21 protein-coding genes and 2 pseudogenes are annotated in these 19,497 nt (G+C 41.2%); 14 read left to right on the forward strand and 9 right to left on the reverse strand.

Going from position 1 to position 19,497, the window contains the following annotated elements; genetic code table 11:
• Positions 1–17 precede the first annotated feature (17 nt).
• Complete coding sequence (locus I2I33_RS11715) at positions 18–827, reverse strand: FimB/Mfa2 family fimbrial subunit (protein ID WP_087422005.1); 810 nt, start codon at positions 825–827, stop codon at positions 18–20.
• A gap of 322 nt (positions 828–1,149) precedes the next feature.
• On the opposite strand from I2I33_RS11715, the gene I2I33_RS11720 reads away from it, so the two are divergent.
• Positions 1,150–1,860, forward strand: coding sequence for a 16S rRNA (uracil(1498)-N(3))-methyltransferase (locus I2I33_RS11720; RefSeq protein ID WP_087422006.1), 711 nt, complete (start codon positions 1,150–1,152; stop codon positions 1,858–1,860).
• Between the two features lie 236 nt (positions 1,861–2,096).
• Here the strand turns inward: I2I33_RS11720 and I2I33_RS20540 are convergent.
• Positions 2,097–2,286, reverse strand: a pseudogene (locus tag I2I33_RS20540) (hypothetical protein).
• A 125-nt stretch (positions 2,287–2,411) separates the two neighbouring features.
• Here I2I33_RS20540 and I2I33_RS11725 point away from each other — a divergent pair.
• The 10 genes from I2I33_RS11725 (at position 2,412) to I2I33_RS11770 (ending at position 6,639) form a co-directional block, all read left to right on the forward strand.
• Complete coding sequence (locus I2I33_RS11725; RefSeq protein WP_195666810.1) at positions 2,412–2,564, forward strand: hypothetical protein; 153 nt, start codon at positions 2,412–2,414, stop codon at positions 2,562–2,564.
• Positions 2,565–2,952: 388 nt separating this feature from the next.
• Positions 2,953–3,168 carry a hypothetical protein gene (locus I2I33_RS11730; RefSeq protein ID WP_002560959.1) on the forward strand — a complete coding sequence of 72 codons (216 nt, stop codon included), beginning with the start codon at positions 2,953–2,955 and terminating at the stop codon, positions 3,166–3,168.
• Between the two features lie 11 nt (positions 3,169–3,179).
• Positions 3,180–3,401 (forward strand): hypothetical protein, encoded by a 222-nt coding sequence (locus I2I33_RS11735; RefSeq protein ID WP_002560960.1) that lies wholly within the window; start codon positions 3,180–3,182, stop codon positions 3,399–3,401.
• 13 nt (positions 3,402–3,414) lie between these two features.
• Positions 3,415–3,831: a PcfK-like family protein gene (locus I2I33_RS11740; RefSeq protein WP_002560961.1), complete on the forward strand. Its 417-nt coding sequence runs from the start codon at positions 3,415–3,417 to the stop codon at positions 3,829–3,831.
• On the forward strand, positions 3,828–5,159 hold the full coding sequence (locus I2I33_RS11745) for a PcfJ domain-containing protein (protein ID WP_002560962.1): 1,332 nt from the start codon (positions 3,828–3,830) through the stop codon (positions 5,157–5,159). Before I2I33_RS11740 ends, I2I33_RS11745 begins: the two co-directional genes overlap by 4 nt.
• 24 nt (positions 5,160–5,183) lie before the next feature.
• A complete protein-coding gene (locus I2I33_RS11750; protein ID WP_002560963.1) occupies positions 5,184–5,441 on the forward strand; it encodes a hypothetical protein in 258 nt (85 codons plus the stop codon).
• Positions 5,442–5,460: 19 nt separating this feature from the next.
• Positions 5,461–5,691 (forward strand): DUF3873 domain-containing protein, encoded by a 231-nt coding sequence (locus I2I33_RS11755; protein WP_002560964.1) that lies wholly within the window; start codon positions 5,461–5,463, stop codon positions 5,689–5,691.
• Positions 5,688–5,933, forward strand: a complete 246-nt coding sequence (locus tag I2I33_RS11760) for a DUF6956 domain-containing protein (RefSeq protein ID WP_002560965.1) — start codon at positions 5,688–5,690, stop codon at positions 5,931–5,933. The genes I2I33_RS11755 and I2I33_RS11760 overlap by 4 nt, the downstream gene beginning before the upstream one ends.
• A gap of 53 nt (positions 5,934–5,986) precedes the next feature.
• A complete protein-coding gene (locus I2I33_RS11765; RefSeq protein WP_002560966.1) occupies positions 5,987–6,295 on the forward strand; it encodes a hypothetical protein in 309 nt (102 codons plus the stop codon).
• A 122-nt stretch (positions 6,296–6,417) separates the two neighbouring features.
• The gene (locus tag I2I33_RS11770) at positions 6,418–6,639 is read left to right on the forward strand and encodes a hypothetical protein (protein WP_004356138.1); all 222 of its coding nucleotides are present in this window, start codon (positions 6,418–6,420) and stop codon (positions 6,637–6,639) included.
• A gap of 64 nt (positions 6,640–6,703) precedes the next feature.
• Here the strand turns inward: I2I33_RS11770 and I2I33_RS11775 are convergent, their stop codons facing one another.
• Together I2I33_RS11775 and I2I33_RS11780 are read right to left on the reverse strand one after the other, a co-directional pair.
• The gene (locus tag I2I33_RS11775) at positions 6,704–8,161 is read right to left on the reverse strand and encodes an ATP-dependent nuclease (RefSeq protein ID WP_002560968.1); all 1,458 of its coding nucleotides are present in this window, start codon (positions 8,159–8,161) and stop codon (positions 6,704–6,706) included.
• Between the two features lie 161 nt (positions 8,162–8,322).
• Positions 8,323–8,532, reverse strand: a pseudogene (locus tag I2I33_RS11780) (lysozyme); the annotation flags it as partial.
• A gap of 130 nt (positions 8,533–8,662) precedes the next feature.
• Between I2I33_RS11780 and I2I33_RS11785 the strand changes: the two are divergent.
• Genes I2I33_RS11785 through I2I33_RS11795 form a run of 3 tightly spaced genes read left to right on the forward strand, consistent with a single transcriptional unit; the run spans position 8,663 to position 12,223 of the window.
• Positions 8,663–9,877 (forward strand): tyrosine-type recombinase/integrase, encoded by a 1,215-nt coding sequence (locus I2I33_RS11785; protein ID WP_005642464.1) that lies wholly within the window; start codon positions 8,663–8,665, stop codon positions 9,875–9,877.
• A complete protein-coding gene (locus I2I33_RS11790) occupies positions 9,874–11,193 on the forward strand; it encodes a tyrosine-type recombinase/integrase (protein ID WP_005642462.1) in 1,320 nt (439 codons plus the stop codon). Before I2I33_RS11785 ends, I2I33_RS11790 begins: the two co-directional genes overlap by 4 nt.
• A complete protein-coding gene (locus I2I33_RS11795) occupies positions 11,183–12,223 on the forward strand; it encodes a tyrosine-type recombinase/integrase (RefSeq protein ID WP_005642461.1) in 1,041 nt (346 codons plus the stop codon). The genes I2I33_RS11790 and I2I33_RS11795 overlap by 11 nt, the downstream gene beginning before the upstream one ends.
• 88 nt (positions 12,224–12,311) lie before the next feature.
• Here the strand turns inward: I2I33_RS11795 and I2I33_RS11800 are convergent, their stop codons facing one another.
• From I2I33_RS11800 to I2I33_RS11820, 5 genes are all read right to left on the reverse strand, one after another.
• Complete coding sequence (locus I2I33_RS11800; protein WP_195666811.1) at positions 12,312–12,536, reverse strand: VF530 family DNA-binding protein; 225 nt, start codon at positions 12,534–12,536, stop codon at positions 12,312–12,314.
• Between the two features lie 151 nt (positions 12,537–12,687).
• Positions 12,688–13,890, reverse strand: a complete 1,203-nt coding sequence (locus I2I33_RS20475) for a FecR family protein (RefSeq protein ID WP_140402573.1) — start codon at positions 13,888–13,890, stop codon at positions 12,688–12,690.
• Positions 13,891–13,948: 58 nt separating this feature from the next.
• Entirely contained in the window at positions 13,949–14,545 is a 597-nt protein-coding gene (locus tag I2I33_RS11810; RefSeq protein ID WP_087420813.1) for an RNA polymerase sigma factor, read from the reverse strand.
• Between the two features lie 57 nt (positions 14,546–14,602).
• Positions 14,603–17,212: a hypothetical protein gene (locus tag I2I33_RS11815; RefSeq protein WP_087420812.1), complete on the reverse strand. Its 2,610-nt coding sequence runs from the start codon at positions 17,210–17,212 to the stop codon at positions 14,603–14,605.
• A gap of 17 nt (positions 17,213–17,229) precedes the next feature.
• Positions 17,230–19,383 carry a cation:proton antiporter gene (locus I2I33_RS11820; protein WP_087420811.1) on the reverse strand — a complete coding sequence of 718 codons (2,154 nt, stop codon included), beginning with the start codon at positions 19,381–19,383 and terminating at the stop codon, positions 17,230–17,232.
• Between the last annotated feature and the right edge of the window lie 114 nt (positions 19,384–19,497).

The raw sequence follows: 19,497 nt of genomic DNA on the forward strand, positions 1-19,497 counted from the left end.
CTCACTATCTTATTAAATTATAATTCCGTTACTTTTTCCACACAAGTCACCGCTCCATTGACAACATTTGCGGAACGACCAAGAGAAGAAGCCTTGTTCAATGTTAAATTCAATTCTAATCTCTTATTTCGTTGAATACGATTCTTAGCGACAAAATCAAAATAATATATTCCGCTCTCATCCGAAGCGATAATAGTCCCTCTCAATGGTCCCTCCGTGGGAAAAAACGAAATATCTTTATCCACCATTAGATTTCCAAAACCGTAATCCGTGCGAATTCGAAGAACGTAATCCTCGATTTGAATCGTATCACTATATGTATCACACTGTAACGCCAATTCGACAGTCTGAAATTCAGATGAATTTGTCACATGAACGTTTACCTTACCAATCAGACGTTTCATTTCGATCGTCTTTGTCTCTTCTGAGCCATCCACATAGGCAATCCCCCCAAAAAGTTCAGGAATTGAATCCCACATCCAACGTAAATTTACATCTTTCATTTCCCGTCCCGTGAGATAGAGAGACGCCATCTCCTTAACCGGCACATTTCCTAAAACAAAAAACGTGTATTTTCCCGGTAATAAATCTTGATACGAAATTTTTTCTTCAGCCGTAAAATAGTCCGGCTCACAGACTTGATTCGAGGATAATCCATTAAAATTATACACATTCACCGGCATCGTCACTGGTGTCATGCCAGCAGAACCGGAGCGTACGGACAATTCCAAATAATTTTCAGAATTCCCCGTTTGATCTCTTCCATCTTTCTGGGTACAAGCTCCCAAAAAGATTAAACACAGAATTGCAACTAGGATTTTTTTCATAATTTTACAATTAAAATTTATTTTCACTCCACACTCTTATCAATTACTTATTATACAATTGAATAAAACAAATACACACCTAAAAATATCATGTCAAAAAACGATCGTTTAAAGACATTGATAATGTAAGAATAAAGTTTCGTTTCTCGACACTAGCTAACTATCTGTTTACGAGAAATGACAATAAATGACTAAATTTTTTACGATTACCGAATTTATTTATATATTGCAATGTTTTTAAACGATCATTAAATGATTCTCAAACCTATACTCAAATCCATTGTATTTTCTTACTTTTGTATCGAAATCAAAATACTTATTTATGCACCTGTTTTACACGCCTGACATCACAACAAACGAGTACACGCTACCCGAGGAAGAATCAAAACATTGTGTCAAAGTTCTTCGTCTCGAAATAGGCGACGAGATTTTCCTTGTTGACGGGAAAGGTGGCTTTTACCGTTGCGAGATTATTCAAGCGCACCCTAAACGCTGTGAAGTCAGATGCGTTGAAAAAACAGAAAATTACGGAAAACGGGATTACCATATTCACATTGCCATTGCCCCGACAAAAAATATTGAACGCATCGAATGGTTCTTGGAAAAATGCACGGAGATCGGGATTGACGAAATTACACCTCTACTTTGCGATCACTCGGAACGCAAAGTAATCAAAGAAGAACGGCTGGAAAAAGTGATTATTTCTGCCATGAAACAATCCTTGAAAGCCTACCTGCCACGACTCAATCCCATGATCGAATTTTCTTGTTTTGTAAAAAACAATCAAAACTCATTGAAGTGTATCGCCCATTGCGATGAAGGAAATAAAAAGTCACTCCAAGAGATTTATACCCCCGGTCAAAACGCCACGATTCTTATCGGCCCGGAGGGAGATTTCTCGGGAAACGAAATCACGTTGGCTTTAGCAAACAATTTCATTCCCGTCACCCTGGGCGAAAGTCGCCTGCGAACAGAGACCGCAGGAATCGTCGCTTGTCATAGTATCAATTTTATCAACGAGATAAATCACTAAAACATAAAACATTCATACCTGAGGTTATAAAACATAAACCTAAAATGTCACGATTCTGCCATATTATTTGTATTTTTGCAGACAGAAGTTACGAAAAGAGTGTAATTTATTGAAAATGAGCGTAGGTTAATTGCTCTTGATAGTAATAGGTTACGATTTAGTTAGTTATCTACTGCATTATCCTTCTGCGCGTCGCGTAACCTTCAAAGAACTCTTTGTATGCAAAAGTAGCTATTTTATCCGAGATTTTGATATAAACTCCCGGATTTTTTATCACCTCATTCATTAGTTTTTCCGTAAAAGCGGTATTGTTCGTCGGAACACCATTGCCCAAAACGAGTTTAGAACAAACGTGTGCCGACTACCGCATAGCCAGAGAAAAGGGCATTGCCTCACGCCTAAACGATGTTTAGACTGATGAAGCAATGCCCCTTTCTTTTGCGTCTATGCCAAGAGGTGCTTTTACGGGCTACCAGATGATTTTTCTTTTTTAGCTGTTTTTTGTGCCGGAAGCGGAAAGTGAATGCAGAGAGTGTCAGCCTGCCCCATAAATGAAACAAGCGGCCACACACAGCGGGCAATCCGGGAAGAATGATTGTTGCCACCCGGCTGGACAAGTCCCGTCGGATCGGAAAACAATCATACTCCCTTTGTTGTGGTTTGCCCTTTTCACGCTTCCGGTGATGTCTTTTTCCTTTTGGTGATTCCTTTTTTACGGATTTTCCCCTGAAGTTTTTTCTACCCAATCTGCCTCTGGTTTCGTTTACCTCCATTTTGCGCCTTTCAGTGAGCCGCATCAGTCAGTCATTTTCGTTCAGGGCGCAAAGGTAATTCCGGGATTGGACGGGAAAGCAAGGTCAAGCCTCCTGTTTTCTGCGGAAATCTCCAGCCCTTCGGGTAGTATTTCCCCGAAAAACCTTGCATTCCCTAATCCCTACCTTTTCAAGCACCCGAAACGAAAACGACCGATGCGACAGAAAGACGCATAAAAAAAATGTCGGATAAACGAGAGGCAGATAAGATAGTTTGAAACTCAACTCCCTCAGCTCTTGAATCCGCATAAAAAACAAAAAAATCAAAAACAGCGAAGATATGACGGCAACGGCAAATTTCAGACAAGTGGCGCAATACATCGGGTTGGCGATATGCGGCTTGATGATGCGCACCGCCTTCGGGGTGTTCGGCATCCTTTGGGACATCATCAGAGAGATTATAAACGGAGTGTTCCGAGTGGCGATAGGTGTAATCGTGGCTATCCTTTCCACCATTGCCTACTTCGGCTTCATCCTTTGGTTATTCACCCTTTAACCCTTACCGACATGGCAAAGAGAAACAGCAAGACGGTAGCGCAGCAGTGCAGATATTACGAGGTGGACAACATCTTCGTGTATATGGTGGAAACGTACATCAACGGTAATTTTGAAACTTTCCGAAGATTGTACCACGAACTGAACAAGGACACACGGAGGGACTTCATGGACTTCCTTCTCAGCGAGGTAGAGCCGACCTATTGGAGAGAGAGACTTAAACAGACAATCTAAAAACGACAGCGATATGAAAGGAACAGACCATTTCAAAAGAACGATACAAATGTATCTGGAACAGCGGGCGGAGGAAGATACGCTCTTTGCGAAGAAGTACCGCAACCCTGCCAAAAACATAGACGAGTGCGTGACCCACATTCTGAACTATGTGCAGAAAAGCGGTTGCAGCGGCTTCACGGACGGAGAGATATTCGGGCAAGCCATCCACTACTATGAGGAAAACGAGATAGAGGTGGGCAAACCTATGAACTGCCAAGTGGTGGTGAACCATGTTGTGGAACTCACGGAAGAGGAAAAGGCGGAGGCACGTCAGAACGCAGCTCGCAGATACCAAGAGGAGGAACTCCGCAAGTTGCAAAACCGCAACAGACCGCCAGCGAGAAAAGTAACCCAATCCCAACCCTCATTATTTGATTTAGGCTTATGAAACCGAAGACCAAGATACAGAAAAAGGTGGCAAGACTTTCAGCCAACCTTCGCCCCATATCAGCGACACAAATAGATTGGGCATACCGCCACTGTATTGAACATATCGGCTACCGCACCAAGAAAGGGAACATTACCTGCTCCGACTGCGGTCACGAGTGGTACAGCAACAGCGTACTGTGCGACACCCTTGAAGGCTGTACCTGCCCCAAATGCTATGCCAAACTCAAAGTGCAGGACACACGCAAACGTATCTACAAGGAAACGCAGTATTTCAGCGTGATAACCACCTGCAAAGGCTATCAGGTAATCCGTGTGGCGCAGGTCAGATGCGAGAGCAGGAAAGGCGAGCCGATGCACTTCTATTGCCACGAGGTTGTGCAGCGTTGGATTTCACCCGACGGTAAGGTTACGGACATGGCGTTGCTCCGTGGCTTCACATTCTATTACTGCGATGTATGGGCATTGTGCAGCGCGATGGAGATAAGACCGCACAACAGCCTATACGATGATGTTGTGGCAAGAAGCTGTGCATATCCTAAGATGAGGGTATTACCCCAACTCAGACGCAACGGCTTCAAGGGCGATTTCCACGGCATTTCCCCCGTGCGTCTTTTCAAAGCCTTGCTTTCAGACCCAAGAATTGAAACCCTTATGAAAGGCGATGAGATTGAGGTCATGAAACACTTTCTTTTCAATGCCCGTACTGCCGATGAATGCTGGGCATCATATCTGATTGCCAAGCGTCACAAGTATCGGATAGACAACTTCTCCATGTGGTGCGACTATCTGCGTATGCTCAACAAACTCGGTCAAGACCTCCGCAACCCGAAGAACATCTGCCCCGAAGATTTCATGGCGGCACACGACAACGCAACTCGAAAGATTGAAGCCATACACGAGAAGGAACGGGCCGAACAACGCCGCCGCTGGGAGATTGAAAGGCGTGAGCGTGAACAACAGCGGCAACTGCAAAGGGAAAAAGATGCGGAGGATTTCATTGCCAACAAATCCAAATTCTTCGGATTGGTAATCACTGACGAGGAAATAATCGTCAAGGTACTTGAAAGCATAGACGAGTATTACAGCGAGGGCAAGGCACAGAACATCTGCGTGTTCGGCAGTGAATACTACAAGAAAGCCGACACCCTCATACTCTCGGCAAGGATTGGCGGTGAGATAATTGAAACCGTAGAGGTGGATTTGCGGACACTCAAGGTGGTGCAGTGCCACGGCAAGTACAACCAAGACACCGAATACCACGAGCGCATCATAGACCTTGTGAACAAGAACGCCAACCTTATCCGTGAGCGGATGAAAGCGGCATAGCATAAACCCTAAAACAACATTGATATGGAAGTAAGAATCGAAAGCATGATTTGTGTGTGGGACGATAAAATCCCCACCTTGTTCCTTGAATTTGTAAATCTCCTCACTCTCTCAACAAGTGAGGAGGGATTAAGAAAGAGCGTAAAGGAGTTTGCCGAGAAGCACGAACTTGACAAGTTTTTCCTTTACGGCTTCGGCTCTCACCATTTCTACCTGCACCAACGCTACACGAGCAACCCCGAAATAGTGATGAAGAACAGAGTTCTGTCAGTACATTTTTAATCATCTAAAAAGCAACATTATGGCAACACGAATGACCATCAACGGAGTAAGCACCTGTACGGAAGCAGGGACGGAGAAATATGAGCGTTTCCAATCGGGTATCGGCAGACGCAAGCGGACACTTGTGCAGTACGACTACCGCCATACGGACGGAGAACTGTTCACTTGTGTCAAACCCACATTGGACGAGTGCCGAACCGCAAGGAACAAGTGGCTGAACGCAAAGCAGGGAAAGGAGGGCAACCGATGAACACGACCTATCAAACGCTGATAGTCAAATTCAGCGAACCTATCGCGGCATTGGACGGTATCTTTGACGATGCCCAAGCGTGGGGAACGGACACCCTCAAAGGGTGGATAGATGATTACGAAAGCACACGTTTCACCGCCACCGACAGCCATACGGCAGTCATCACGAGCGAGTACAATATGGAGTGTGTGAAGGAGTGGCTGCAACGGCAGACACCCATTGCCGAGATGCGAGAATTTTGAACAAGTTGGCGGTGTCCGCACCGCCAGCACTTAAAACCCTAAAAACAACGAATATGATAGCACAGACGATATTACAGCAGATAGGTGGAAAACGCTTTACCGCCATGACAGGTAGCCGAGATTACATCAATATGGGCAACGGCTTACGGATGAGCCTTGCAAGGAACAAGACAAGTGCCAACCGCCTTGACATCATCTATGATGCGGGGGCAGATCTCTACAATATGCGCTTCTACCGCAGGACATTCAGCAAAAAGACATTCGAGTGCAGGACGAAGGACATTGCCGTACACGAGGGTATCTATTTTGATATGCTGGAGGAAATGTTCACGATGGTGACGGGACTTTACACACGCTTTTAAGAAGAGGAACGGGCGGTAAAATCGCCGCCCGCTACTTTTGTCAGTGAGCAGTGGGCGGCACAAAAGTAGCAAAAAGCCCAAGTTCCAATCTGTGATACAATTTACAAAAACAAGTTTTAATCATGGAAGCAATCAGACAGAACGGAAAAATCATCTTGCACAGCAACGACGGCATAAGCATAAAGATGATTTTCAGAAACCTTACGGGAAGGAATTTTCAAGGTCAGGAGTATGCGGACTATATTAGCCACATCGCAATTGGGAGCATGGGGTTTACGCCCGGTAGCATTGAGCATTGCAGGGACGGTGGCGTGATAGACACGGGAACAATCCCGAATGTATGAAAAGCGGAAAATCCAATGAAGTTGGCGGCTTCATCGGATTTTTCCGAAATAATCATTAAGTATTTTAATTTTGAAATGTTTTTTGTAAGAATGTTAGTAGTTTAGACATATCTTCCTTTCGATATATCATTTCACAAACTTTTTGAACAAATACATTTTCTTCTATTCCTTGTTCTTTTAAGTTTTTAATGAGGTAATTATAAAACGCCTTGTCGTCATTCTTTTTGATTAAACTATCCACCACTTCTTTTAGTGATTTAACTTTGAAAAAACGGTCACCTATTTCCTTGAAAAAATCAGCATCTTTATTTACAATAATTTTTTCATGTAGGTATTTTTCCAAACTATGTATTGGCAGAAAATTTATTGTTAAATTAGTATATAATCCCTTTTGCTTATATAGTTGTTCAAAATCCGGTTTTACATCACCATCAAGAACACTTAATACTTTTGTTCCAACCCCTGCTAAATTTGACTTACAAATATCATCTTGCATTTTTAACACATTCTCCCAACCACCACTTGGTAGAATATTAATCAATTTACTTTTATACAAGGCATTTTCATCAATTATATTCTCCAATATATATTTAGCCAACACATCCTCTACTAAAATAAGAAAATCGTATCCCGAATGTTGATAAATATCTCGTGTTGCATATGATGGATAACATGGATTTACAATAGCGATATTATCCAACTCCTTTTGTAAATGAAAAATATTTGAAGGCTTTATTTTCCTAAGTAATTCTATTGAATGACTTGAAAAATATATAGCAAGATTATACTCTGTAGCCAATTTTTGCAAAAAATCAACTAACCTCATGATTGCAGATGGATGCAATGCTAATTCAATTTCATCTATCAATATAAGCCGTACATCTTCAGACTTTGCAGGGCGAACAATGACAACATTCAACATATGCAATAAGCTAATCAACATATTTTCTCCTGCACTCATACAAAACTGATTAACTATTCCATTAGTTCCTTCAATGAAATATGGAATTCCTTTGAACGCTTTAAGTTGTGCTAATGTTCTATTTTTAATGCGTTTAAGATTTGTATAGAAATCATAATTTCCATGCAAAATATAACTTAAATTGCGCGAAACAAACGAATCTGCATCAGTTAAAATTGTATTATTAACTCTTTCAGCTTTTAGTAATGTATCATAATTTGCATCTATAAAACGCATTCCATGTATTATGCTACCTTCATAAAAACCTTTTAGAGATATTATATCAGTTGAACTACAACTCCATCCTCTACTGGCTTTTGTCCAAGAATTTTCTTTTCCATCATAGGATATTGTGATTTTACTATTAGATGAATAATCATGAGGTTGAAAAACATTGAATGCAGAGTTACGTACAACCTTAGAAATGACTGTCATGATAGTACTTTTGCCTGTTCCATTAGCTCCAGTTATAGCATAAAGTCCTGTTTCTATTGGTAGATTTAACTCAATATTATTGATGTTCTTTAATTGTTCTATTTTTATATTTAATTTATTATTCATAATTGTTCTGTCTTTGGACGCAAAATTAGGCATTTTATACTGAATGACAAAATGTTATCATAAAATAATACAACTAAAGTAATATTGAGGTGATACATAATTACCCCTGCTCTTGAATTATAAAACAGAGGTAATTATTTTTTTTACGAATTTTGCATCAATCACGGGATATACAGCAGCGCAAACTCCACCTTTCTCCGTGTGAGCAGCATGGCATGGCGTTTTCCCTTGTAACTGCAAAAAGCAATATATTCATGGTAGATGTTCCTGTCGCCAGCCTCCAACTTCTTTATCAAGGTGCTTTTGGGGATTGTCTTGCTACCCAAAAGCCGGTATGGACCCACGTTGTAGGCAAGCGTGGCGAGTAAAAGTTATCCAAACCCCAGCATTATCCTAAAAATATAGTTTTTTATTCTGTAAATCATTCTGTTATAGGATGAATAGGTTTGGATAATACATTCCTATATCTTTGCTAATGGCACTAAAGCCAATAGGAAGAATATGAATATAGCACAGTTAAAATTAAGCCAGAAGAAGTTACTGGACAACCTCGTTTCCCGTGGTTATGACATTCAGTACATCAAAGGAGTAAAATTTGTTTTAAGACTTCTTTTTGAACATGAAGGATGTTTTCATTCGTATGAACAGTTTGCAGAAAAGTTTATCCGTACAAGGGGATATACAAAAGCGACATTGGATCTTAGGATGATGCATTTACGTACTATCCAAGCATATGATGAATTTGGGCACTACCCGGACAAGAAGTCCTTTGTTCCGTTATGCTATCCTTCCAGGTATAATATGCTTAACCCCAGTTTTCGGAAAGTTATAGACATTTATCGGAAGCGTGCCGCAGAACATAAAAAGAAGTCCACAGTAAAAATGGAAACCGATGCCGTTACAATGTTCCTTTTTGAGATGCAAAAGTTCCACGTCTCTTCATTGGATGAAATCAAAGAAGAACATGTTTTGTCCTTTTTCCTTAAAGAAGAACAGCAAAAGCGTTCAAGGACATATTGCGGTCACATAGCGTCAGCCCTTAAAGAGTTGGGGGATTTATACGACATGAAAAAAGTATTAGGTTATTTCCCTGATTTGAAATATGAAAGGAAAAACTTCAACTATCTTAAGGATGATGAAATCAATGTGATAAAAAATGCTTTGTCAGACTCTAACAATATTTTGACTTTCAGGGAAAAAGCTATAGTTTCATTGGCTTTATATACTGGCATAAGAGGATGTGACATTGCCAACTTGAAATTGACAGACATAGATTGGAAGAAGGAACGAGTCAGCTTCGTCCAGGAAAAGACCGGTAATCCGATAGTGTTGCCCCTTCTTCCCCATGTTGGAAACTCATTGTTTGATTACATACGGAATGAACGGGACAATGAGGCCGGATCCGTGTATCTGTTTCCCAACAAGAAGAATACGACAGAAAGGTTGGAGAACAAAAGTATCGGCACCATTGTCAATACAGTCTTTGAGAAACTAAACCTTAGAAAAGGTGAATCCGGGCGTGGAGTCAGCGTATTTCGGCACAACCTCGCCTCTAAATTACTTGGTAAAGGTACCGAGATTAGGGTCATCAGCCATATTTTAGGACATATCTGTTCTTCATCTATAGTCCCATATATAGATGCTGACATCCCTCATCTGAGAGAATGCGGAATCAATATTGAATGTTATCCAATAAGAAAGGAGTTGTTCGAATGAAAACAGATTCACATCTACCCCAATTTGCAGATTTGATGTCTGAATATGTCAATTTCATCTCCGGTATCGGAAAATGTGACTATATAACCCGCATATACCTGAACTCTTTCGCCAAGTACTGTATGAATCATGGCGGAGTGCTGTCGGATGATATTATCTCCGGATGGGCATCAAGGACAGATAAGGAAAGCTATTATACAAACCGTAACAGATGCATTATTTTGAGGCGCTTCATCCGTTATATCCGGTCGAAATATGGGGCACCGTTCAAATTGCCATCATATCCTCCGGATATAAAATACACACCTAAGCCAAAGCGTATTCCTGTTTCAGAACAGCCATACTCTTATTCCGCAATATCCCATATAGTCAAGAAATATGAACTTTACAAAAGAGCTTCTGGGAAATTCAGTAGGCGGACAATGGACAAGATTCGCCGTTTCAATGACTTCTGCGCTCAAAATTATCCGTCAGCCGAAGTTCTTACAGAAGAAATTGTCCTTGATTATTGCAAGAAGAAAAAAACGGAATCCGCAAAGTCATGCAATAACAGAATTGTAGGTGTCAGAGGATTTCTGAAATATGCGAATAGCCGTGGTTTTGTAAATATTCCTCTTCCATCCACCATTCCAAGAGTCAATGTCACATCATTCGAACCACATCCGTTTACTCCAGAAGAGCTTGCAAGATTCTTTAATGAAGCGGACAATCTCGAACCTCCAATAAATTGCCGTGACATGAGGGCTGCGCTTATGAAAGTGGAAGTTCCGGTCTTTTTCCGACTTTTGTACAGTACAGGGATGCGTACAACAGAAGCCCGTCTGCTCAGAGTAGAAGACGTAGACTTGCAATCCGGTGTTATAAATATAAGATACACAAAGAGCATAGATGAACATCGGGTTGCCTTGCACGAATCCATGTGGTCGCTATTGCAGATGTATAATGTCAAAATGGAAAATCTCATGCCCGGAAGAAAGACATTCTTTCCTAACGAGTATGACAAACCATATTCCGGAGAATGGGTAACGGCAAGTTTTAAGAAAGTATGGAAGAAAGTCAGTACGGCACACGCAAGAGCATATGATTTTCGCAGTCACTATGCGGTCGTGAACATAAACGGTTGGGATCACTGCGGCATTGAATGGATGGACAAACTCTTATATCTCAGCCGTTCCATGGGACACCGTTACATTCAAAACACATTATATTATTACAGGCTTGTACCGCTGTTTGCACACCAGTTGGAAAATCTGACAGGATGTGGGTATGAAGAACTTTTGCCTGATTTAAACGACTATTTTGAATATGAAGACTAAAGCAGAACATTCAATTATCGCCGATGCCATCCATGAGTGGCATACGGTCTATCTTCCGTGTATAAGGAATCTGAGCCATAACGCTTTAAAATCATACGGAGAGGGAATGGGAATCTATATAGACTTCCTTGAATCCTCAAAAGGAGTCACATCAAATACCCTTTGTGGGGAATGCTTCCGTAAGGACTGGATTGAAGAATGGATTGCGTGGCTGAAAGAAGTAAGAAAATGCAGCCCGCAAACATGCAATCATCGCCTCTCCATATTGAAAAATTTCCTCCGTTTCCTTGCGCACAAGAAAATCCAATTCATAAAATATGATTGTGATGCCGCTGAAATAAAAAGAATGCAGCAACCTAAAAAACAAGTGGAAGTAATCACAAAAGATACAATCAAACGGATTTTTGCAAGCATCAATACACGTACATTGATAGGTAAGAGGGATTTTGCCTTGTTCAATCTTCTATATAGTACCGGAACAAGAATAGATGAAATATTATCATTGAGGCTGTCGGCACTGCACCTGGATGAAACGAAAGGTTACATTCTTGTTTTGGGTAAAGGGAATAAACAACGTACCATTTATTTGTTGAACAGCATGGTAAGAATACTGAGACATTATGTGAAGTTGTTCCATCCGGCAAATCCGTTACCTTCTGATTTTGTATTTTTCCCCATATATGGCCATGCAAACAAAAAAATCACTTCAGAAGCGATTAGCAAGCGGTTGAAAATGTATGTTAGGATTGCGTCTCAGGGGCTACTTGAAATTCCTGTAGATTTTCATTGCCATAGTTTTCGGCATGCACGGGCTACCCATTGGTTGGAAGACGGTGTAAACTTGGCGCAGATACAAAAACTATTGGGGCATGAGAGCATTGAAACGACAATGAAATACGTAGGAGTTTCATCAGAACAAATGATACAAGCTTTATGCTCTATGGAAGACAATCTGACTTTAGGCGTTGAAAAGAAATATAAGAAAATCAGAAATAAAGATTCATTAGCAACAGTTCTTGGATTGAGATAATACTTAGTAATAAATGAGTGACTGTTCTTGAATAATGGAACAATCACTCTTTATTATCTGCTACCAAAATATAACAATTTACTGATATTCAATATAGTAAAAAGTCAAGTTGGGATAATATTTTGGTTTGGATAATTACCCCTTGCACATCTTGCTTGTTATACAAAATGTAATAACCGGATTGCACTTGCAATTCTTTTAACACCTGTTCCAGAGATACCCCTTGAACGTCCATCTTGATTTGTTTCTGACTATAAGCAGGTATTGCAAACGTAATAACAGGCAACAATACCATAAGTACCACAAATTTCATCACTAACATTTTTTTTCTACTCCATCGCCATAAATGGAAAATTAATTCATCTTTTTTCATATATTTGTTTAGTTATTATTTAATACTCGCATCAAACGCCAATCCGAGGCGAGTTTAAAAATTACAGCAGCCTGATAAGTCCTCGACAAACTTATCGGGCTTCTTTTATCACGATTCTCTTATTTTCAATGACATAATCTATATTTTGAGTTTTTTTCAGCATATCCAATATTTTCGAAATATTCTCATATTTACGAATTACCCCGTAAAACACTGATTTTCTCAATTTCGGAGATTCGATAACAATGTCCACATCATACCAACGTGCCAGCTTACGCATCATCGTCTCCATATTTTCATCATCAAACACGAAAAGTTTTTCCTTCCAACCGACAAAATTTGCCACGTTTACCTCATACATCTCCATCTTCCCTGTCAACGTATCCAATTGCACTTGATACCCAGGCTCCATTACGATCGACCCACCTGTCTCTCTTTCTGAGTTTACCTGCACCCGGCCGTTCACCAATGTCGTCTGTATGGCTGGCTCATCTCGATAAGCCATTATATTGAACGATGTTCCTAACACCTGCACGTCCATTCCCTTACAATGTACCTCAAACATTTTTCCCGTACGTGTCACCTCAAAATAAGCCTCTCCCTCTAGATACACTTCCCTTTTATCCCCGGAAAACGTTATCGGGTAACGTAAACGGGTCTGGGAATTCAACCACACTTGGGTCCCGTCAGCCAAGGTCAAACGATATTCCCCGCCCCGGGGAATAATAATGGTATTAAATTTCAACGAATCCGAGATCGCCCCCTGCACCCCCTCATAAGAAAGTACATTAGAATCATTCTTCAGCATTATACCTTCAATCTGTAAAGATTCAATTCCTCTGGCAGAACTTAAATCAACCCTTCGTCCATCAGCCATTTCCAATATGGCACATTCCTGCCCCGGCAAAATATCAGCCGTAGTAGGATTCTTAAATTCAACACCACTTTGCTCTCTCAACAACAACACACTACCAATAACCAAGGGGAGAATCAAAATAGCCGCAATTCTTCTCGACCAACGAATCACACGCATACGTTTTCCTTCTCTCCGAATAGAAGGTAACATCCGCTCCCGTATCGTATCCAGAGAATAATTCTTGTATTCATCCAAACGTTTTACGACATACTCCCGATCAACCATCCGTTCATAGAATTCCCGATGCGCCCCGCTTTCCGCAATCCAGTCCTCCAAAGCTTTTTCTTCTTCCGGCCGAATCTCGCCCTGCAAACGAGCCACTATCCATGAGGCTACTTTTATATTCTTTTCATCCAGCATACATTCAATTTCTTTCACACAAGAAACGACTGACCGGACAAAAAGAATGACAAGAAATACGTTTTTTTTGAAAAAATCAGATAAAAAAATCTGTCATCCCGAACATCACTAAAATAGTCCCTATCCCGAAACGCCGTTTCAACACGGACATTGCTCTTTGTTTTTGCGTCTTAACAGTATGAATGGATACAGATAACGTGTCTGCAATTTCCTGATTACTCAATCCTTCCAACCCCAATTTAAAAACACGGGCGCACTCTGTTGGTAGTTCTTCAATGGCTCGATAAAGTTGTCCCAACATCTCCTCTTCTATCATCTTTTCATCCAGAAAATCTTCACTAAGTTCCCGAACAATATCGGCCTCATACTTATGAACCACCTGTTCATGCTTTAATAGATCCAAACATTTATTTCGGGCCGTTTGATACAAGAAAACTCGAATAGGAAGTAATTGAACAAAATTTTTACGTCGTTCCCACAAACGAACAAAACTCTCTTGAACTATATCTTCAGCAAATGTGTCGTTCTTCAATATAGAATTACAGTAAAAATAAAGCGATTTCCCATAAGTATCCAACAAAAAAGCAAAAGCATTTTCGTCACTCTCCCGCAATCTCTTTACCAGATACTCCGGTTCCTCTCGAAATCTTTTATTTTGTACATGCAGATTCATTCGCACCGTATAATTCAACTTCCATACACGATGACAAATATGCGAATAAAAATTGAATTATTTCAATATCAGGGGAACACGTTTTCGACAAATCACTCCTCTTGAAGTTATTCCTTCCACGATAACAGAATATTTTCCGTACGTATCTGCCGTATAGAAAGACAATTTAGCCGGGGCATCTTTACTGATCTTGACAACCGGTTGCCAGTAAATTGTCGAGCGTTCGTCATAACGATTATCCCGACGCACGGAATCAATCTCGTATTTGGGCACGTAAAATTCGTCCGGAATCTGGTACCCCATAATTTTAAAAGGTAACACATTGGGACGTCCCAAATCCTTCGGTGTCCACCCCGGTTCTGCGGAGATAATTAATACTCCGTTAGCCCCCCGATCTCCGAAAAAGATTTTTCCTTGCATCTGATCTAGCAAAGATATATTCCGCAAAGCACCTACCGGAATCAAACGAATCTGGTCCATCGTTTCTTCAAAATCATTTACCAAAACATACAATTTCCGTCCGAATTGCTTGAAACAATCTTCCCCATCATCATCTTTTTCAAAAGTCACACCGGGCAGCTGTTGCACGATCCAAGTTATATCCAAGGCTGAATTTTCAGCAATACGGGCCGAATCCAACTGATAATTAGCGATATTATCGTAAAAAGAATAACTCTTTTTCTGTTTCCGACGGGACACAAGTACCTCATCTAGTACATATACTTTCTCCCCGTTCTCGTAATAGTAATCCTGCCCGAACTTCTTATAAAAATCATCCTCTTTTTTCTTTGCCTCCAACGTGTTAGGCAACGTATAATGCGGGGGTAAAAATTCATCCTGATCTATATTCACGGTTACACCCCGACGTCCTTTTGCACTCAATGCCTGAACCAAGAATGAAGTACTGTCATGGAAAGCCAAGCCATCAATTAAAAAATTCCCGGTCTCATCCGTTTCCGCCATCCGACATAACCCATAATTGGAAAGCAATACGATATTAGCTCCCTTCGACTTCTTTCCCCAGAAATTATTCACTCTCCCGGAAATCACCTGCCCGATCTCCAACGGGTATTTCAAATCATCAAACTCCCCCCTAGCCAACTTGGATACGTCAAAACGAGTCCATCCGTGTGTCATCATCACCAAATCCAAATTATCCGCAATCTCCGGTGTCGTATCATTGAAATAATAAGCCGGATTATCAATGTATCCCTTCAAATCCGAAGTTAATAACAAATTGGATAAAATATTGTCCTCCAAAGAATCCTGCACCACTTTTTGATCATCTGTCACAGATATTGAAAACGATCCATCTAACACGCCTTTATATGCCTCTTCAAAATCAATCTCCATTTCCACTAATTCTCTGGCAATATACGTCGGCTTATCTGTCGTAATTTTCAACTCTGGACGCTGATTGCGTTTCACGAAGAATAATCGTTGACTATACACGTTTCCCGCGGAGTCAAGTAACACAATATGCGAGATCCCTTCCGGCAAAATATTCAAATTCACACTTCCCCTTTGCAAACCATTTACCCGATTCATCCCGACAACGATACCCCGACAATGCACTACCGTGTACAATTCCTCCGGCAATATAGCATTCTCTCCTTTGATCACCCGATAACTCAAAATTGAATCCTTCCGGCTAACCGAAAGTCCCCATCCTGTCTCCGAAACTTCGGGCAAATCAAATCGTTTTTCAACCCCTTCCTCCGTTTTCATCACGGCATAAAACTTCTTTCCCGGATTCACGGGCAAACGGAATTTTCCCATTCCGTCATGCTGAGTATGAACCGTAGCAATCACGATCGAATCTTGATACACATCTCCCGAGGCCTCCACGGCTCTCCCGTCAGCCCCGATAGCCTTAAACGCCACTTGCTGAAAATTCCCCGATAACAAATTTCCTCCTTCCGGGAAAAACTGCACGTCAAAATCCTTTAATTGTGAGGGGATATAAATATAGCGTTTAAACGGGAAAGGTTGTCCATCCCGAAATTCCACTTCGATTGTTTTCATCGTGGTATCAATCTTCACTTCAAACTTCCCGTCTTTATCCGTTCGGGCCGGTTTCACCGAATACTGATCCTTCTTCACCCCGGCAATATAAGTTACCGATGTCCGGCTATATGGTTCTCCCTGCCCGTCTGACAAACGAATCGTTGCCGTGTAATTATTTTCCCGGTTCTTCGTGTATGTCACGTCTGTCCATACCCTTGAATCTTTCGGGTTAATCACCCGGATCTTCTTTTTGAAAAAATAATCCTCCCCTCCATTCTGCATATAATATGTAAAAGCCCGCAAAGAATAGTCCCCTTGCTGCAAATCCTTGGGGATCTCGATCTGCCCGAAAAAACACGAATCCCGTTCAGCAACTTTCACCCGCTGAATCACGGAATCCCGTCGATCGATCAAATCGACATAAATATAGTGACTATAAACCATGGGAAACACCGCTGCCGCATGTACTTGGTAAGCCCGAAACCACAACTTATCTCCCACCGTGTACACGCTTTTATCCGTGTGCAGGTACACTTTTTCCTGTTGCAACTCCCGGATCTGTGCCGTAAAATTAGTGATCAACTTCTTTTCAAAAGGAGAAAACTCGTTAAAAGCATATCCCAACAAAATAATACCCAAAAGAACGATCACTTTTTTCATAGGACAAACGAATTAAATCATTTATTTCTCTTGAACAACCCTCTCAGGACATCCGCCAGATCATCCAGGCTGTCATGAGAATCTGCATGAGGTATACTCTTTAACGCACCTAACTCCTGTTCGCCAATACCTATCTGCATCGGATAAACCAAAATACAACTATTTTTACAGAAATACTTGTTCAAATAAGTCGGGATCATCGTCATATTTCTCAAATAAGAGGGGTAATTCCTTCTACTCATCACGATCATCAAAGCATCATTTTCTTTTATATCACGGGATATGATCAGAAAATCATCCCAATTATTGAATTCATTAAACTCGACCTCGATATGATGTTTGGCATGTATATCCTGTAACACATTCAACACGGCAGTATCGGCATAAAACACGATCTTACTATTTGAATTCTTAGCCATATTCCACACCCGAATTACCCAGTAAGGGAAACCGATTTCTCTCTCTGCCCGGAACGGTACCACCACAACGTAACGTTTTATCGTGGATAAAGGCTGTGCCGGACGGTAAACTAATGTAGTCGTGGCACATTTTGATAACACCCGATCTGTCAGGTTCCCCAAAAAGGTATCAGAAATGACCCCTTCTTTGCGAAGTCCCAGTACTATATCAGTTATCTTATGCTCTTTCGTGGCATTTTTGATACCATTTACAATATCCTCATCATAACGCAAGGATGTCACCAACTCGTTATCTGTTGCCGCAGCAGCTTTCGTTGCCTTTTCCAGTAACAGATTCGCTTTCTTCTCCGCCATACTGTCTCCCTCGTCCGCTTGAATCACGTTCAAAGCTGTCATCACGGCTTTCGCCTTTTTGGATTTAATCGTTACAGCCAAACTAACCAACTCCTCCACATTCTCGATATTACTCAATGGAATCAAAATGCGATCTTCTACTTCTTCACTATCCACGCTCTCATCTTCTGCAAACTCGGCCAAAGCCACCTCCTGCGCTCCTTTTTGCGTGGCAAAAGAGGCAATAATACAGGTCACCAAAATCATCACGATCGTACCATTCAACACGCTTTCATTCAGTAAACGAATCGGTTCTCCTTCCGGAGTTGTCCCCAAAATAACGTTATACCCCACCAGAACTGCCGCCAAAGTAGCCGCCGCCTGAGCATTACTCAATCCAAAAATCAATGTCCTTTCAGAAGCTGTAAACCGGAAGTTTTTTTGTGCCAGCCAAGCCGGGATAAACTTCGATACGGTTGCCACCACACACATGATAACAGCCACCCATATCGTGGTCAAATCATACAAAAACACGTGAAAATTCACCAACATTCCGACCCCGATCAGGAAAAACGGAATAAACAAAGCATTCCCCACGAACTCAATCCGGTTCATCAATGCCGACGTATTCGGAATCAAACGATTTAATGCCAATCCCGCCAAGAATGCCCCGATAATAGCCTCCAACCCTGCCGCCTCTGCCAAGAAAGAGGCAAAGAAAACAAGGCCCAGAACAAATATAAACTGCCCCACGCGATCATCATATCGTTTGAAATACCAGCGTCCAACAAAAGGAAATCCCCAAAGCACGATAAAAGCAAACACGAGCGTTGATACACCCAAACGTATCCAGAACCCTTGAGTCAACTCTCCCGTGGACATTCCCACGATAACCGCCAACACGAGCAAGGCCAGCAAACAAGTCACCACGGTCCCGCCAATCGTCACGTTGACCGCCCGATTCTTTGTGATTCCATATTTACTCACGATCGGATAAGTCACCAACGTGTGAGAGGCAAACATACTCGCCAATAAAATGGAAGTAGGATAAGAGAAATCCAATAAATAAACCCCGGCAAATGTTCCCAAAATCATCGGGATAAAGAACGTGTAAAGACCGAATATCAAACTCCGTTTACTATTCTTTTTAAAATCCGCCATATCAATTTCCAGCCCTGCCACGAACATGATATACAATAAACCCACTGTCCCGAACAACACGATACTACTATCCCGATCCATGATATGCAAGCCGTAAGGCCCGATCAAAGCACCGGCAATAATCAGACCGACAATATCCGGAATCTTAAAACGATGTAATACAAGCGGGGCAAACAGAATAATAAAAAGAATTACAGAAAAGATTAACACGGGATTCGTTAATGGTAATGTAACACTTAGTATATTCAGATTCAACATAAAAGGAATATTTTAGCCGGGTTTCTACTCTTTACATTACAAATTTATTCTTTTTTAATGAATAAAGAAGTAAAAAAAGATAAATTTGTCAGCGAAATCACCTTAACCTAAAAA

Origin of the sequence: Butyricimonas sp. BSD2780061689_150309_C8, from assembly GCF_015560935.1 — a bacterium.
Taxonomy (GTDB): Bacteria; Bacteroidota; Bacteroidia; order Bacteroidales; family Marinifilaceae; genus Butyricimonas; species Butyricimonas paravirosa.

Excerpts from the sequence above, each read along its gene's own strand:
- I2I33_RS11715 (WP_087422005.1), bottom strand. The coding sequence starts at position 827 with ATGAAAAAAATCCTAGTTGCAATTCTGTGTTTAATCTTTTTGGGAGCT.
- I2I33_RS11720 (WP_087422006.1), top strand. The coding sequence starts at position 1,150 with ATGCACCTGTTTTACACGCCTGACATCACAACAAACGAGTACACGCTA.
- I2I33_RS11725 (WP_195666810.1), top strand. The coding sequence starts at position 2,412 with ATGAAACAAGCGGCCACACACAGCGGGCAATCCGGGAAGAATGATTGT.
- I2I33_RS11730 (WP_002560959.1), top strand. The coding sequence starts at position 2,953 with ATGACGGCAACGGCAAATTTCAGACAAGTGGCGCAATACATCGGGTTG.
- I2I33_RS11735 (WP_002560960.1), top strand. The coding sequence starts at position 3,180 with ATGGCAAAGAGAAACAGCAAGACGGTAGCGCAGCAGTGCAGATATTAC.
- I2I33_RS11740 (WP_002560961.1), top strand. The coding sequence starts at position 3,415 with ATGAAAGGAACAGACCATTTCAAAAGAACGATACAAATGTATCTGGAA.
- I2I33_RS11745 (WP_002560962.1), top strand. The coding sequence starts at position 3,828 with ATGAAACCGAAGACCAAGATACAGAAAAAGGTGGCAAGACTTTCAGCC.
- I2I33_RS11750 (WP_002560963.1), top strand. The coding sequence starts at position 5,184 with ATGGAAGTAAGAATCGAAAGCATGATTTGTGTGTGGGACGATAAAATC.
- I2I33_RS11755 (WP_002560964.1), top strand. The coding sequence starts at position 5,461 with ATGGCAACACGAATGACCATCAACGGAGTAAGCACCTGTACGGAAGCA.
- I2I33_RS11760 (WP_002560965.1), top strand. The coding sequence starts at position 5,688 with ATGAACACGACCTATCAAACGCTGATAGTCAAATTCAGCGAACCTATC.
- I2I33_RS11765 (WP_002560966.1), top strand. The coding sequence starts at position 5,987 with ATGATAGCACAGACGATATTACAGCAGATAGGTGGAAAACGCTTTACC.
- I2I33_RS11770 (WP_004356138.1), top strand. The coding sequence starts at position 6,418 with ATGGAAGCAATCAGACAGAACGGAAAAATCATCTTGCACAGCAACGAC.
- I2I33_RS11775 (WP_002560968.1), bottom strand. The coding sequence starts at position 8,161 with ATGAATAATAAATTAAATATAAAAATAGAACAATTAAAGAACATCAAT.
- I2I33_RS11785 (WP_005642464.1), top strand. The coding sequence starts at position 8,663 with ATGAATATAGCACAGTTAAAATTAAGCCAGAAGAAGTTACTGGACAAC.
- I2I33_RS11790 (WP_005642462.1), top strand. The coding sequence starts at position 9,874 with ATGAAAACAGATTCACATCTACCCCAATTTGCAGATTTGATGTCTGAA.
- I2I33_RS11795 (WP_005642461.1), top strand. The coding sequence starts at position 11,183 with ATGAAGACTAAAGCAGAACATTCAATTATCGCCGATGCCATCCATGAG.
- I2I33_RS11800 (WP_195666811.1), bottom strand. The coding sequence starts at position 12,536 with ATGAAATTTGTGGTACTTATGGTATTGTTGCCTGTTATTACGTTTGCA.
- I2I33_RS11810 (WP_087420813.1), bottom strand. The coding sequence starts at position 14,545 with ATGAATCTGCATGTACAAAATAAAAGATTTCGAGAGGAACCGGAGTAT.
- I2I33_RS11815 (WP_087420812.1), bottom strand. The coding sequence starts at position 17,212 with ATGAAAAAAGTGATCGTTCTTTTGGGTATTATTTTGTTGGGATATGCT.
- I2I33_RS11820 (WP_087420811.1), bottom strand. The coding sequence starts at position 19,383 with ATGTTGAATCTGAATATACTAAGTGTTACATTACCATTAACGAATCCC.